This is a genomic window from Chryseobacterium sp. NRRL B-14798 (assembly GCF_050470705.1).
In the GTDB taxonomy this organism is placed as follows: domain Bacteria; phylum Bacteroidota; class Bacteroidia; order Flavobacteriales; family Weeksellaceae; genus Chryseobacterium; species Chryseobacterium cupriresistens.
On record NZ_JBFLUL010000005.1, the window covers coordinates 2,855,471 to 2,870,483 of the forward strand.

Genomic DNA, 15,013 nt, shown 5'->3' on the forward strand with positions numbered 1-15,013 from the left:
ATAATGAACTTATTTTCTTGTAAAAGACAACGTAAACTGAGTTCCTTTACCAGGTTCGCTATTAAAATCTATATTCCCGTTCATCAGATTAACATACCGGAGAACAATATTTAGTCCCAGCCCGGTTCCCGGAATATTACCAATGTTATGAGCCCTGAAAAAAGGCTGGAAGAGCCCTGCATGATCATCTTCAGGAATGCCTATTCCATTGTCTTTTACCGTCATCAGGTAATATTCTTTATTTATTTCCGTACAAAACTCAATAAGTGTATTTTCCCCGGAATACTTTATGGCATTACTGATCAGATTCATGAGACAGTTTCTTAATAAATTCTGATCCAGATTGACAATATTTTCTACTCCGGTATGCTGATAAATTATAATTTGATTGTCTTTGGTAATCAGCTGCATTTCTTCCACAAGTTCTTCTGAGAATTTTATAATATCAAACTCATTATAAGCCGGGGTTACCATACCCGCTTCCAGTTTTTCCAGGGAAAGAAAATCATTAAGAATCCCGTTGAGACCAGCAATTGCATTTTTTATTTTATGAAGATGTTTCAGGATTTGAGAATGATCAGCAAGCTGAAGGTATTTTTCAATAAGAACGACAGAAAGCTGCATAGAGCTTAAAGGGGTACGGAATTCATGCGAAGCCATAGATACAAAACGGCTTTTCATCCGGTTAAGCTCCTTTTCTTTTTCAAGGGAAAGATTCGCTTCTTCTTTTGCTTTTTCCAAAGCACTTAGCATCTCCTGAAGAGATTTTGTTCTCTTTTCAACCAGGTCTTCAAGTTCTCCGGTGTATTTTTTAAGGAATTCCTCAGCTTCTTTCTCTTTAGACAAGTCGTGGATAAACCCGGTATAAATAACCCTGTCCTGGAGCTGGACTTCGCTTACAGCAAGCCTGAATGGAAACTGGGTGCCATCTTTCCTAAGCCCTTTTACTTCTCTGCCTTTACCAATTATTTTTTTCTCTCCTGTCTGCTGATAGCGCAGAAGATAGCCATCATGTCTGCTATGATCGGGTTCCGGCATTAACACAGAAATATTTTTACCAATTAATTCTTCTTCTCTATACCCAAATATCTTTAACGCAGAAGGATTTAAATTTTCAATCTTACCCTGACTGTCAATAGTAATAATTCCGTCTATTGCTGTTTCTATAATTGCTTGTAAGAGTCTGGCGCTTTCCATAAAAAATAAATACTTACCCTTATTAAAGATAAGTATTTTAAATCAATTTTCTATGAAACACTGTAATATGTTAACAAATAAATATTTTTTAATTATTATTTTTATCAATATTTTGGAATCTAAAAATAGATGTGCCCTCCTTCCGGAATAATCAATAAAGGAATCTGTAAATCGTGAGCTTGTCTGGCTGCATGACTACCGGCAATAAGCCTGCTTATAAAGCTTTTTTGCTGATGACCCATCACCAGCATATCGATGCTTTTCTCTTTTAAAATGTTCAGTCCTGCATCAATGCTCTCACTTTCAATATAATTATAACAGATTTTTCCTTCAAGATCTCTAAAAAAAGTATCTTTCTTCTGCTGATAGGATGTATTATCTATAAGATCAACAGCGGTGTCTGTGATATGGGTTATAAGCAGTTCAGCATTGAAATACTTCGCAAATTTGATCAGCGCATGTGATATTTTTATATCCTGTATATTCAAATCTGTGGCAAATGCAATCTTTTTCAGGTCCTGATATTGATATCCTGCCGGTATGAGAAGTAATGGATATTCAGTATGCTCAATCATTTTGATACTGTTGCTCCCCAGAAGAAACCGTGCAAGATTGCTTGCTCCTTTCATTCCCATTACCACCAGTAATGTTCTGTTTCTAGCCGCTGTATCGTTGATCAGCCGTATGGGATCTCCTGTTTCGCATGTATAATAGATGGAAGGATGAAAAGGAAAAGAATCCTCTCCCCACAAATGCTTTTCTTTATATTCAATACTTTTTACCTCTTTCTTCAATTCATCCTCATATTCTTTCTTTAGTACAGGATATTCATATAAAGTCCATGCGGTCTGTCCGAGCATGGGCTCTTCAACAGGTATATGGAAGGCATGACACAGTTCTATATTACTTTTTAATGTATGTGCCAGGTGAAGAGCATATTCTGCGGCAGCTCTGGCGGGCTCTGAAAAATCGGTGGGTACTACAATTGTTCTCATTATTTTAGTTATTAAAATTGAAGTTTACGTTCCAGGATAGGATCAAGATTATAAATATCATTATAGAATACCAGCTTTCCGTTTTTGATAAGGCAGGTAAGGTAAGCAATCATGATAGGAACCGGATGTTTTAAAACAAAATCTTTTCTTTCATAACGATCCATAAAAGATTTCATAAGCGGGATCTCTTTTTCAGCTCCATCATATTTCAGCAGCTGGGCAGCCAGGTCTCCTGCATTTTCTACACGGATGCATCCATGGCTTAAGGCCCGCTGCGTCTTTTCAAATAATTGTTTCTGAGAGGTATCATGAAGGTATACCCCATAGGAGTTTGAAAATCTGAAAACGACAGCTCCAAGCGCATTATCACAGCCGGAAGACTGCCTTATACTGTATTGATACGGGTTTTTATATATTTGTTTCAAATTTGAAGAAGTAGCAGGTATTGCTTTTCCTGATCTGTCATACAGTGAATAATGATGATCTTCGAGATACCGGCTGTTTTTTACTATTTTAGGAAGCATTTCTTTTATGAATATATTTTGAGGAACTTTCCAGTCAGGAGCAGTTGTAAAATAATCAACGGTACTCTTTAAAACAGGACTTGGCGTAGAGGGTTTTCCTACAATCACCTTATAATGGAGTATCCTGTCTTTCTGAACGAAATCCAGGGAATAAGCAGGAATATTCACCAACAGATAAGTATCTCTGCTTGCGTCCATCCAGCGCAAACGCTCCATATTGATAGCTATCTTTTTAAATTCTTCTTCCCGGCTTTTAACACCATCGCCATAATTCACATTCAGATAATTCTGAAAATCAACGTATTCCTTAATTTCAGACTGAACATCCAGGACTGTTTTTTGTAAATCATCTTTCTGTAATGCCTGATGCAATATCTCTACTGCCTTAAAACCTTCTATATTATTACCATCAATAAAAGACGAACTGTAAAAAGGATTGTATTTTCCAAAGTGCAGGTAATTGATATAAGTAATAAGAGCATCTGTCATTAAAATATCAGTTACAGCATTTTCTTTGGTATCTGTATATTGAGTTTGCTCTGCAACAATATTTAAAATTTCCGGGGTAAGACTCTGTCCATGGTAATCTTTGGAAGACAATCCCCTTTTACCGGTATCTTTCAATAAAAGAATGGCATCCTGAAGCAGGCTCTTCTTTACAGAAGGATTGATCCAGACATATTCAAACCCGTGTTGATGATAAAACTGGTTTACAGATTTTGGAAAGTGCAGTTCCGTAAGTTCAGCTTTATCACGGAGTACAATTGCTATTTGATTGGCAGCACTTATATCTTGTCCGTGGAAAAATGTAATACTGAAAATAACAGTTATCCAATTCAATAAAGTCTTCATAATCCTTAATTTATGAATGTAAAGTTCCAAATTCATTGCCTGATGAATAATGACCCTTATCACATAAAAAAATGACATAATCCTGTACTCTATTTTTCTTATATGAATACAGCAATCATCTGTTTTGATAAATCAACTTAAAAATTATATGCACAACCATCATATGATCAACATCATTTTTCAGAATGACTGCCATCATTCCTTTAACTGTAAGTCTTCCTGAACTTTGAAGTATAAAATTGACTACAGATGAAAACAAACGAACAATTACAGCAAGATGTACAGGATGCCATCAAGTGGGAACCTCTGCTCCACCCTGCAGAAATAGGAGTTACGGCAGCAGATGGGGTTGTATCTTTAACCGGAACTGTTGATAGCTTTTCGAAAAAGAAACAGGCAGAAAATGCAGCCAGAAATGTAGCCGGAGTAAGGGTACTGGTCGAAAACATCCAGGTAAAACTTCCGGATTCAAAGGTAAAAACGGATGCTGAAATTGGTGCTGAAATCATCAGTGCTTTTGCTTCCAATGTTATTATTCCTCAGGATAAGATAAAGGTTAAGGTAGAAAACGGATGGGTAGATCTGGATGGTGAGCTTCCCTGGGATTATCAGAGAGAGATTACTGAAAATGCAGTACAATTCCTCCCCGGAATAAAAGGTATCTTTAATAATATCACCATCAATCCCGATACTGATGATACGGTCAGTAAAAATAAAGTAGAAGAAGCATTGAAAAGAAGTGCTGTTGATGAAAGAGAAATAACGGTCTCTGTAACTGGTACAACAGTAACCCTGACAGGAACTGTCCATTCATGGCAGCAAAAGGAAGAAGCAGGCCGGATTGCCTGGAAAACTCCTGGTATTAAACATTTAAAAAACAAACTGGAAGTCGATTATGAATACAATGTATAAGTAAACGATTCCGGTTATCAGAAATTAAACAGAATATTGTGAAATCTTTTCTTACAAAAAGCTTTGCTATTGCAGGCAATATTGCCTCCTTTTCTGCCCGGTTTTTCAGAGAAATGGTGAAATCCGGTTTTGAATATAAAGAGTTTACCAGACAATGTTTTGTTGTGGGATATCAGTCATTACCTCTGGTAACCGTAACTGCTTTTATCATGGGGCTGGTACTTACCATTCAGTCACGTCCGGCGATGTCCAGATTTGGGGCTGAATCCTGGATACCGGGTATGGTTTCCCTTTCATTAATAAGAGAAATTGCTCCGGTTATTACCGCTCTGATCTGTGCAGGAAGAGTTTCATCCGGAATAGGTGCCGAGCTTGGGTCTATGAAGGTTACCGAACAGATTGATGCTATGGAGGTTTCTGCCATTAATCCTTACCGTTATCTTGTTGTAACAAGAACCCTTGCCACAACATTAATGATCCCTGTCCTGGTAATTTTTGCCGATCTGGTGGGAATTCTGGGAGGTTTTATAGGAATCAATATTCACGGAGATAATAGTATCAGTCACTATTTTTCCCATGTTTTTGAGTCACTGGAATTTGCCGATATTCTTCCGGCAACCCTGAAAACATTTTTTTTCGGTTTTTTTATCGGAATTATCGGCTGTTATCATGGTTTTAGTGCTGAAGGAGGAACAAAAAGTGTAGGAAAAGCTGCCAACACAGCCGTAGTTTCAGCTTCCCTGATGATTTTTATTATTGATTTGCTCGCAGTACAGATCGCGGATTTATTTTTTGAATTGTAATGAAAACATATGAAAACCTTAACGCTGAATTTACCTTACCTCAGATTAACGGACCGCTAATCGAGTTTAAGAATGTATGCAAATCTTATGGCAATAATAAGGTATTGGACGGGATCAGCTTTCAGGTTAAAAAAGGAGAAAATCTGGTGATATTAGGAAGATCAGGTTCAGGAAAGTCCGTTACGGTAAAATGCCTTGTAGGTCTTACCAAAATTGATGAAGGAGAAATCTATATTGGCGGAAAAGCAATAACCAGCCTTAATGAAGAAGAGCTTAACAAGGTGAGGAAAAAAATTGGTTTTCTGTTTCAAAGCGGAGCTTTATATGATTCTATGACGGTGAGACAAAATTTAGCATTCACCTTACAGCATCATAATAAAAATCTGAGTGAAGAAACAATATATCAAGCCATTACAGAAGCGCTAAGCAATGTTGGCCTTGAAGAAGCCATCGACAAAATGCCATCGGAACTTTCAGGAGGAATGCGCAAAAGAATAGGCCTCGCAAGAGCTCTGATCATCAAGCCTGAAATAATGATCTATGACGAACCAACCGGAGGGCTGGATACGATTACTGCCAAAGAAATTATAGAACTGATACGCAGCATTAAGCAGAAGTTCAATACAACTTCTATCATTATCACCCATGATTTATTATGTGCAAAGTATACCAGTGACCGGGTTATTGTACTGAAAGATGGAAAGGTCAATATGGAAGGAACCTATCAATCTATTGAAAGCAATATGGACAGCTGGATAAAATCATTTTTTGAAAAATAAACGGAGGAAGTCATGAAAAACGAATCATCAAATAATCTGAAATTAGGAATCTTTGTTATCGCAGGGATCATCCTCTTTATATTGACCATCTATTTTATTGGCCTTAAAAGAAATATATTTGGTTCTAACTTTATTCTGCGTTCAGAATTCGAAAATGTAAGCGGATTAAAACAAGGCAGCAATGTACGCCTTTCCGGGATCAATATCGGAACTGTCAGTAAAATAGATTTTATTTCTGATTCACTGGTTATGGTAAAAATGAGCATCAAAAAAGATGTTCAGCAGTATATTAAGACAGATGCGGTTGCAAGCATCGCTTCAGACGGATTGGTTGGTGATAAAGTACTTGTTATTTCTCCGGGAACAGGTTCTGCCAATGTAGTTGGTAATAATACTGTAATTGCTTCATACAAAAGCACGGAAATTGAAGATGTCCTTTTCAGCATTAAGAAAAGCGCAGACAATATCCGGACCGTTACCACCGGACTGGTTGATTTCACAGCCAAGATGAACAATAAGGACGGTTTACTGGTAAAAATAATGACCAGTAAGGATTTTGCGAACCGTATAGACAAAACGGTACAGAATCTTCAGACAAGCATGAATGATTTCGCTTCATTCACTCCTGTTCTCCACAATAAGGATGGAATTATCTACAGGGTATTTGCTGATAAAAGTCTGAGCGATAATATGGAAAGCAGTATTCTTGATTTAAAAAACAGTGCAGGGCAGATCAGCCTTTTCGCTGCGAAACTCAATGATAAGAACAATATACTTTCTCAAATAACGACAAATGATACTTTAGCGGCCTCACTGGAAAAAACATTGACAAATCTGGAGAAATCTTCTGAGGATCTGAAAAAATTCACTACAAAGATCAACAATGACGAAAATGTAGTTTCCAAATTGGTTGATAATCCAAGATTGGGAAGGTCTGTAGATTCTACCATCAATAATATCGGTAAAGGGGTTGATGAACTCAGGGAATTAGAGGCTGCGGCCCGAAACAACTTTTTATTGAGAGGATATTTCAAAAAAAAGACTAGGAATAAGTGAGAGCCTGTTTTAATAGATTCAAATACTCACCTACTACTTTCATACACTATATTCAATAATAATCGATTATAATTTAAATTTATCAATCTTTATGATAAAATAATTCATTAGTTGATGAAAATTACTTATTTTAGTAGTAAACTTAAAACTAAAACCAACGCAAATGTGTAAAATATTTATAGCCGACGATAATAATTTCTTTGGAGAAATGTTAAAATATCATCTCCCGCTAAATCCCGATTACGAAGTCCTGCTATTCAGAAATACAAAAAACTGCATTTCAACCCCATACAAATATCCTGGTATAATTTGTACTGACTTTCGATTACCTGACATTCAAGATGGTGAACTCTTTAAACAGATTAAAGCCATCTAAAAGAAATAGGAAAATCAATTATTTATAAGCGATTAATAACCTTGAAACAGCAATAATTACATGAAAGTTGCCAAATTACTTTTTATAAACGGAGATTTCAAATCAGAAAGAAATGAAGAAAAGCTTGACTATCACGAAGTGCAGCTCGTCATAGGATTTGGAACCAGAAATATTATAGAAAAAGAGGACTTTTTTATTCTTTTAAAGAAAAAGTTTCCGAATGCAGAGATCGCCCTCTCCTCTTCCTCAGGAGAAATTTTTTGTAATGAAGTGTATGATGGAACAGTTGTTTTAACCGCAATCAGTTTTTCAACATCTTTCATAAAAACGTCACAAATTGATATTGAAAATTTTTCAGACAGCTATGACGCAGGAAAAAAATTAATTGAAAATCTGCCTTCAGAAGGGCTTAGATGGGTATTCATCCTTTCAGATGGCAACAAGGTAAATGGCAGCCAGCTGGTACATGGACTTAACGCCAGCCGTCCGGAAAAAGTTTTGATCTCAGGGGGACTTGCCGGAGATGGGGATAAATTTGAAAAAACAGTGGTTGGGCTCAATCAGGTTCCCCAGCCCAATAAAATTCTTGCTGTTGGATTTTATGGAGAACATCTTGAATTATCACATTCTTCAATCGGAGGCTGGGAAAGCTTTGGACTTGAAAGGATAGTTACAAAATCACAAAATAATCTTCTTTACGAGATTGATAATAAAAACGCACTGGATCTCTATAAAAAATATCTGGGAAAATATGCTGAAGAGCTTCCCGGCTCTGCCCTGCTTTTTCCATTATCGCTTAAGCTATCCAAAGATCCGTCATCAGTAGTAAGAACGATTCTGTCCATTAAAGATGACACAATGATTTTTGCGGGAGATTTACCGGAAGGAAGCAAAGTAAGGTTTATGAAAGCCAATATGGACAGGCTTATTGATGCAGCAAATGACGCAGCCAATGAATGCCTACGGATGACCCAACATAACATTAAACTGGGAATCATTATCAGCTGCGTGGGAAGAAAGATCGTACTGGGTGACAGAGTGTATGAAGAAGCAGATATTGTTCGGGATGTTTTCAAATCAGATACGGTACTGACCGGATTTTATTCATATGGAGAATTATCTCCTTTAAGCCCGTTTGGCAACTGTGCTCTGCACAATCAAACGATTACCATTACCACAGTGAATGAAATTGAATAGCTATGGAAATCAAATTACACAATTTGCTTGAAAGGCAGATTAATAAATACCTTACGGACGACTGTAAAAATCATTCGCAGTTTACTAATTTCATCAATGCAGTTAATGAATCCTACAAATCATTTGACAGGGATAAGGAACTCATGGACTACGCTTTCAAACAAAGTGAAGAAGAATATCAGGAGCTTTATCAAAATCTTAAAGATGAAAATACCCTTAAACAGGAATCTATCAGCAATTTATACGAGTCATTAAAGATTATTGACTCCGATATTGAAATAAAAAAATCAGAAGACCTTAAAGAATTATCCCTGTATCTTTCTGAACAGCTGAGAAAAAGAAAAAGGGCCGAAGATTACATAAAGCAACAGGAAGAAAAATACCGTAATATTATTGCTAATATGAATTTAGGGCTCATTGAAGTAGATAATCATGAAATTATCCGCTACGCTAATCAGAGTTTTTGTGATGTTTCAGGGTTTTCACTGGATGAAGTCATTGGCAAAAATCCCAGTGAACTTTTCCTGTATGGAGAAAATAATATCCGTTTCATACAAGATCAGATAGAATTAAGAAAAAAAGGAGTTTCTAGTGTGTATCAGCTTCCTGTCAGGAATAAGAAGGGGGAAACAAGATGGTGGGCCATAAGTGGAGCTCCCAGTTATGATGATCAGGGAAATTTATTAGGGTCCATAGGAATTCATCTTGACATAACCGACCAAAAAAAACTGGAAGACGAATTAAAACTTGAAAAAGCAAAAGCCCTGGAGGCCTCAAAAGCAAAAGAGGTTTTTCTGGCCAATATGAGCCACGAAATCCGAACTCCTCTTAATGGCATCATTGGTTTTTTGCGTGAACTTAAAAGAAGCCACCTGTCTTCAGATCAGCAAGAATTTGTAGAAAACAGCTATAATGCTTCACAACATTTATTATCAATTATCAATAACATACTGGATATCTCTAAAATTGAATCGGGAGAAATGTCTCTGGAAAACAAAAGTTTTTCTTTAAAAGACAGCATTCAAAAGGTGATTTCTGTTCTTAAACCAAAAGCGGATGAGAAAAAACTCAAACTGATTACCTATTTTTCACCTGATATTTTTTCTGTTTTAAAAGGTGATTCGTTAAGGCTTGAACAGGTTCTGTATAATATTATTGGGAATTCCCTAAAATTCACCAATGAGGGCCAGATCAGAGTTGAATCCAAGGTCCTGAAAAATTTCCCCGACCAACAGACCATTTCAATCAGCATTACGGACACAGGAATTGGAATGAGCGAAGAATATGTACGTGATATATTCAAAAAATTCAATCAGGAAGACAGTTCAATTTCGAGAAAATATGGAGGTACTGGTCTTGGAATGTCTATTACACGGGAACTTATTTACCTTATGAAGGGTGAAATTAATGTAGAAAGTGAAAAAAATACGGGTACATCTATTACAATAACTTTACTTCTGGACAGAGGCAGTGAAGAGGATCTGAAAAAAAATGACTGGAAAAATCAACATATTTCCATCGCCGGCACAAGAGTTCTTTTGGTGGAAGATAATGCCCTTAATCAGCTGGTTGCCGAAAAATCACTACATCATTTTAAATGCAGCGTCGCCAAAGCCGAAAATGGTAAAATAGCCATAGAAATTTTAAAAAGAGAAGAATTTGACATTATTTTGATGGACCTGCAAATGCCGGAAATGGATGGTATCGAAGCAACTAAAATAGTAAGAAAGGAACTTGGAATTAAGACTCCCGTAATAGCACTTACGGCCAATGCTTTTAAAACAGAAATAGATCATTGCATTAACGCGGGAATGAATGATTATATCACTAAGCCTTTTAATGAAGAAAATTTACTGAATATCATTTATAAGTATGTCAAAATTCATGAAAAAACTGCAGAGACAGTATCTGATACAGATGAAAAAAGCCTCTACAACCTGAAAAAGATACAAGCACTCAGCAGGGGTGATAAAGAATTTATACAGAAAATGATCTCATTATTTATTGTGCAGACCGAGACAATAATTCCATTGGTGGAAAAAGCGTTTGAAGAGAAAAACTACACCGAAATTGCAACACTGATGGATAAAATCAGACCGGGCATACAGTCTATTGGAATAGTTTCTATTGAGGATGTTGTAAAACAGCTTGAATTACTTGCAAAGGAACAAAATAAGGAATTTCCTGAACTGTATTCCTTATTTGAAAAAATAAAAAAGACCCTTGAAATAGTTGTGATTCAATTGAAAGATGAGATTAAATAGCCTCATCTGTCTGAGCCGGAAGTATGATTGATCTTATTTTCAGATTGCAATCTTCCTGTCAATCCATAATATCATAAAACAGTCTTCCAAAGCCTGCTTCCCTGGTTGAATCTGATATACCAAATTATACAATGAAAAATCCCCGGATCTCTCCGGGGATAAAACTTATAAAAAAAATTTGATTAACATTTCAAAATTAATAAATCTCCATAAATTGAGTTATGATTATGGTCATAAAAAAACCTCCCTGAGGAGGCTAAAAAAACTTTCTGTACTTATTGTTATTTAAAACTTTGTAAATATACGGATAAGCTGTAATCATTCTCTACGGGAAACCGTAATGTTAGCGTTTAATTATTTGTATTTTAGGAAAATAAATAATAATCATGAAACAAATTGTACATTGTTATACTTAAATTTTTTCAACAAAAAACCTCCCGAATCACTGAGAGGTTATACTGTAATTTGTCAGAAATATGAAATTTTCAATGGCCAAATATAATAAAGTGCCAATACCGTCGAATATGATCTCAATCATATACCGGATAAAACAGTACAAAGAATTCTGATAATCCTTTAAACTTTAGCTGTAACTTTAATTTCCACTTTCTGTCCGGGAAGTGCCAGCTCAGTCACTCCGACAATGGTACTGGCAACCATACAGAACTCACCATAAAATTCTTTTCCTAAAACCTTTCTGCTTTCAAAGCCTTCCTGCATATCGGTAACATAGATGACTTCTTCTGTAATATGGCCGGCATTTAATCCAAATTCACTCAGCAACTTGCCTATATTCTGATAGGTCTGTCTGAACTGGTTCTCCATTCCTTCTGCAAGATTTCCCTGCATATCGTGGCCCAATTGTCCGGAAATCCACACTGTGTCACCGCTTTTTACAGATTGCACATAGCCATATGCCTTTTCCCAGGGCATATCAAAAGTTCTGAATTCTTTAGTATTCATAATGTATTTATTTTTACAATAATCTATAATCAATAAACAGGCACAAAATCATAATACATTGATTATAAACTTATTTAAATGGAGTCACCAAAAAATACTATACGAAATACCGTAGTTTTATAAGTGCTTTATTTCATATCAGTGCTTATCAATATTGCTGCAAACCCAAATAGACAATCATTTCGATCCGGTAAATGATAGTTGGAACTGAATTATTTTAATTTTTAAAGAAAACATCACCTACTTTTTCTTCATCATTCAATTTTTATCAAATTAAATTGTACATTTGTTTTCTATTATGCAAAAATTTCTCAGGGTCTTTTTTGTTTTTTCTTTACTTCTGATATTTGTTTCAAATGTCAGCGGGGTAACCACGTGTCTTGATCATGCCAGACACGCCAAAAGTAAAGTGATCTATAAAAAAGGGTCAAAAGAAGAGAAAATTCTTTCCATTTCTCAGGACGACGAATGTCAGTGTGCCCTTCATATGCATATGACACAAATTCTTCTTCCTGACTCTTTGAACATGGATTTTGCCATTGACACAACCAGTGATAATGAAATGCCGCAGCCAAAAGCCATTTCATATCGTTGTCTTCTTGACTTTTTCAGCTCCAGAGCTCCCCCAGCCTTATTTTCCGCGGTAGCTTAATCGATGCTGCCTTAATATTTCGTTTACAGATTTTTTGGTCTGTACTGTAATTCCGTGGATACCTGTGTCTTTACACAATTAAGGATATCCTTTTATTAATGGGCCATTCGCTGCCCGTACATGCTTATTCATGACTACCAGTAATTTTAATTATTCGGGAATAATTTATTGTATTTCCCCAAATCCTGTAAAGCTTTTCAGCACAGGCTTTATCACAGTCTCATCACTTCTTTGTGCTCAGTCACGTCCGGAAGATTCGTTATCTACGGTGGTACAAACTGTTGAGGTTATCGGAAGAAAGTCTAAAGATTATACTTCCGACTACTCTTTTGCAGCCACCAAGATTGCGATGAAAAACAAAGATCTCCCTTTAACGCTCAATACCGTTACCAAAGAACTGATCACCGACCGCCAGGCTTTTCAGCTTGGAGATGTCATGAAAAATGTGAACGGTGTTTCTCCTTCAAGCTATTATAATCAATACAACATCCGTGGGATCAGCCAGAATGAAGAAGGCCAGATCATCAATGGAATGCGGACAAGGCAATATTATTTTTTGCAGCCCATGACTTCCAATATAGAACGTGTGGAGGTCTTCAAAGGTCCGGCAAGTATTACTATGTCCAGTGTAGATCCCGGAGGAACCATCAATATGGTTACTAAAAAACCATTATCCAATCCTCGTCATGAAATCAGTTTATCCGGTGGAAGCTTTGAAACTTATCGTGTTACTACAGATCTTACAGGTCCTTTAAATAAGAGCAAAACTTTATTATACCGTTTTAACGGAGCGTATCAGAATGCCCGTTCATTCAGGGATCATGTTAAAAACAGTGGTATCCTGATCTCCCCTTCCATCACTTTTGTTCCGAATGAAAAAACATCCGTGAATGTGGAAATGATTTTCAATAATCTCTATGGAAATCTGGATCGTGGACAACCTATTTTCGGGGCAGTGGCAGGAAAAACAGATTTATACAGCACTCCACGATCTTTGAACCTGGGAGCTCCTGATGATTTTTTTAAAACAAGGGAACTGATCCTGATGGGAACCGTTGCCCATCATTTTAACCAATATATCAGCTTTAATGCATCTTATATGAAGCAATACTGGAGAGAAAATCTTCAGGAGCACAGAACTACCAATTCATTTGTTCCTGATATGAACAATATCCCGGTTTCCAGCCTTGCTATGATGCAGTTTGTTCAAAGAAAACAAAACTGGGCAACAGATAATATCAATGCGTATTTCAATTTTAAATTCAAAACGGGTTCTGTTCTGCATCAGGCTCTGATAGGTTACGACAGCCAGATCTGGGAGAAACGCAAAGGCGGAGAGCAGAATGCAGCAAGAGGTTTTCTTTTAAAGAATGGCTCTGTGATTTCCTCTTATAATCCTGCAAAAGCGTCAGATTATCAGACCATCAATTATAATGGAACAATCATTCCCAGACCTAATGTAACACCATTTGACCTGAATCCGGGAGCAGCCAATTATCAGGGTACTGATTTTAATACCCTTAATGTGATCACACCCTTGCCTTCTGCTCTTACCACAACGCATGCTGCTTATATTCAGCATCTTCTTACCTGGAAAAAGTTGACAATATTATCGGGAATACGTCAGGAATGGTTTCAGGATATCACCAATTTCAAAGAAGCCAATGAGTCATCGTTCAAAAATAATAAACTGCTGTACAGATTCGGGATTACCTACAGTGTAACGGATCATATTAATCTGTACGGAACTTATTTAACCGGGTATCAACCTCAGTCCAATACGGTAACGCTGATGCCCAATACCTCAGTCCTCACCGGATCTGCAGCAAGATTTAAGCCTCTGACTTCTGATCTTAAAGAACTGGGAATCAAAGCGCAGCTTTTTGGTAGAATTTCATTGAATCTTGCAGTGTATGAAATCAAACAAAGAAATATAATCATCAATGCCAATAATCCTTCAGAACCTGATGAACTTGTACAGCGTGGTGCTGACCGGAGCCGTGGATTTGAAGCTGAGTTTTCCGGACATATCCTTCCTCAATGGCATATTTACGGAGGCTACAGCTATATTGATGCTAAAATAATGGATGACAGTAACCCCGATGTCATAGGTAAAAGAAAGGAAAACACGTCTAAGAATTCGGTGAATATCTGGACACGCTACAATTTTTCAACTATTGAATTCCTCAAAGACTTTGGGATTGGTGCCGGAATACTTTATCAGAGTTCTAAAGTTCCGTGGTTTACAAGGAGTTTTGAGCTTCCCGCCTATACAACAATAGATGCAGCATTGTATTATACTCCTGCAAAGACTGTCCAGCTCTCTTTTAATCTGAATAATATCACCAACAAAGTCTACTGGATAGGAGCTCAGAACTATTTAAGACTGTTTCCGGGAACTCCAAGAAATTATTTACTAACTGCTACTTATAAATTTTAAATT

Annotated in this window: 12 protein-coding genes; 8 read left to right on the plus strand and 4 right to left on the minus strand. The window is 36.7% G+C overall.

The window, feature by feature from the left end:
- Positions 1-9: 9 nt before the first annotated feature.
- The 3 genes from AB1278_RS13335 to AB1278_RS13345 form a co-directional block, all read right to left on the minus strand.
- Positions 10-1,197 (minus strand): PAS domain-containing sensor histidine kinase, encoded by a 1,188-nt coding sequence (locus tag AB1278_RS13335; protein ID WP_202842543.1) that lies wholly within the window; start codon positions 1,195-1,197, stop codon positions 10-12.
- A 119-nt stretch (positions 1,198-1,316) separates the two neighbouring features.
- A complete protein-coding gene (locus AB1278_RS13340; protein ID WP_202842545.1) occupies positions 1,317-2,192 on the minus strand; it encodes a universal stress protein in 876 nt (291 codons plus the stop codon).
- A gap of 11 nt (positions 2,193-2,203) precedes the next feature.
- Complete coding sequence (locus AB1278_RS13345; RefSeq protein WP_429814889.1) at positions 2,204-3,568, minus strand: L,D-transpeptidase family protein; 1,365 nt, start codon at positions 3,566-3,568, stop codon at positions 2,204-2,206.
- A gap of 249 nt (positions 3,569-3,817) precedes the next feature.
- Between AB1278_RS13345 and AB1278_RS13350 the strand changes: the two genes are divergently transcribed.
- From AB1278_RS13350 to AB1278_RS13375, 6 genes are all read left to right on the plus strand, one after another.
- Positions 3,818-4,480, plus strand: coding sequence for a BON domain-containing protein (locus AB1278_RS13350; RefSeq protein WP_202842549.1), 663 nt, complete (start codon positions 3,818-3,820; stop codon positions 4,478-4,480).
- Between the two features lie 38 nt (positions 4,481-4,518).
- Positions 4,519-5,283, plus strand: coding sequence for an MlaE family ABC transporter permease (locus tag AB1278_RS13355; protein ID WP_429814892.1), 765 nt, complete (start codon positions 4,519-4,521; stop codon positions 5,281-5,283).
- On the plus strand, positions 5,283-6,062 hold the full coding sequence (locus AB1278_RS13360) for an ABC transporter ATP-binding protein (RefSeq protein ID WP_110008721.1): 780 nt from the start codon (positions 5,283-5,285) through the stop codon (positions 6,060-6,062). The genes AB1278_RS13355 and AB1278_RS13360 overlap by 1 nt, the downstream gene beginning before the upstream one ends.
- Positions 6,063-6,074: 12 nt before the next feature.
- Positions 6,075-7,118 carry an MlaD family protein gene (locus tag AB1278_RS13365; RefSeq protein ID WP_110008720.1) on the plus strand — a complete coding sequence of 348 codons (1,044 nt, stop codon included), beginning with the start codon at positions 6,075-6,077 and terminating at the stop codon, positions 7,116-7,118.
- A gap of 436 nt (positions 7,119-7,554) precedes the next feature.
- Complete coding sequence (locus AB1278_RS13370; RefSeq protein WP_110008718.1) at positions 7,555-8,691, plus strand: FIST signal transduction protein; 1,137 nt, start codon at positions 7,555-7,557, stop codon at positions 8,689-8,691.
- Positions 8,692-8,693: 2 nt separating this feature from the next.
- The gene (locus AB1278_RS13375; protein ID WP_411413268.1) at positions 8,694-10,955 is read left to right on the plus strand and encodes a PAS domain-containing hybrid sensor histidine kinase/response regulator; all 2,262 of its coding nucleotides are present in this window, start codon (positions 8,694-8,696) and stop codon (positions 10,953-10,955) included.
- Positions 10,956-11,531: 576 nt separating this feature from the next.
- Here AB1278_RS13375 and AB1278_RS13380 read toward each other — a convergent pair.
- Positions 11,532-11,918 carry a Rid family hydrolase gene (locus AB1278_RS13380; RefSeq protein WP_202842553.1) on the minus strand — a complete coding sequence of 129 codons (387 nt, stop codon included), beginning with the start codon at positions 11,916-11,918 and terminating at the stop codon, positions 11,532-11,534.
- 298 nt (positions 11,919-12,216) lie between these two features.
- Here AB1278_RS13380 and AB1278_RS13385 point away from each other — a divergent pair, with 298 nt between their 5' ends.
- A complete protein-coding gene (locus tag AB1278_RS13385; protein ID WP_411413269.1) occupies positions 12,217-12,570 on the plus strand; it encodes a hypothetical protein in 354 nt (117 codons plus the stop codon).
- A gap of 130 nt (positions 12,571-12,700) precedes the next feature.
- Positions 12,701-15,010 (plus strand): TonB-dependent siderophore receptor, encoded by a 2,310-nt coding sequence (locus AB1278_RS13390; RefSeq protein ID WP_429814896.1) that lies wholly within the window; start codon positions 12,701-12,703, stop codon positions 15,008-15,010.
- The last annotated feature ends 3 nt before the right edge of the window (positions 15,011-15,013 follow it).

Bases quoted from the DNA above. Each gene is read 5' to 3' on its own strand.
- AB1278_RS13365 (WP_110008720.1), top strand. From the start codon at position 6,075: ATGAAAAACGAATCATCAAATAATCTGAAATTAGGAATCTTTGTTATC.
- AB1278_RS13370 (WP_110008718.1), top strand. From the start codon at position 7,555: ATGAAAGTTGCCAAATTACTTTTTATAAACGGAGATTTCAAATCAGAA.
- AB1278_RS13360 (WP_110008721.1), top strand. From the start codon at position 5,283: ATGAAAACATATGAAAACCTTAACGCTGAATTTACCTTACCTCAGATT.
- AB1278_RS13390 (WP_429814896.1), top strand. From the start codon at position 12,701: ATGACTACCAGTAATTTTAATTATTCGGGAATAATTTATTGTATTTCC.
- AB1278_RS13335 (WP_202842543.1), bottom strand. From the start codon at position 1,197: ATGGAAAGCGCCAGACTCTTACAAGCAATTATAGAAACAGCAATAGAC.
- AB1278_RS13340 (WP_202842545.1), bottom strand. From the start codon at position 2,192: ATGAGAACAATTGTAGTACCCACCGATTTTTCAGAGCCCGCCAGAGCT.
- AB1278_RS13385 (WP_411413269.1), top strand. From the start codon at position 12,217: ATGCAAAAATTTCTCAGGGTCTTTTTTGTTTTTTCTTTACTTCTGATA.
- AB1278_RS13375 (WP_411413268.1), top strand. From the start codon at position 8,694: ATGGAAATCAAATTACACAATTTGCTTGAAAGGCAGATTAATAAATAC.
- AB1278_RS13350 (WP_202842549.1), top strand. From the start codon at position 3,818: ATGAAAACAAACGAACAATTACAGCAAGATGTACAGGATGCCATCAAG.
- AB1278_RS13345 (WP_429814889.1), bottom strand. From the start codon at position 3,568: ATGAAGACTTTATTGAATTGGATAACTGTTATTTTCAGTATTACATTT.
- AB1278_RS13380 (WP_202842553.1), bottom strand. From the start codon at position 11,918: ATGAATACTAAAGAATTCAGAACTTTTGATATGCCCTGGGAAAAGGCA.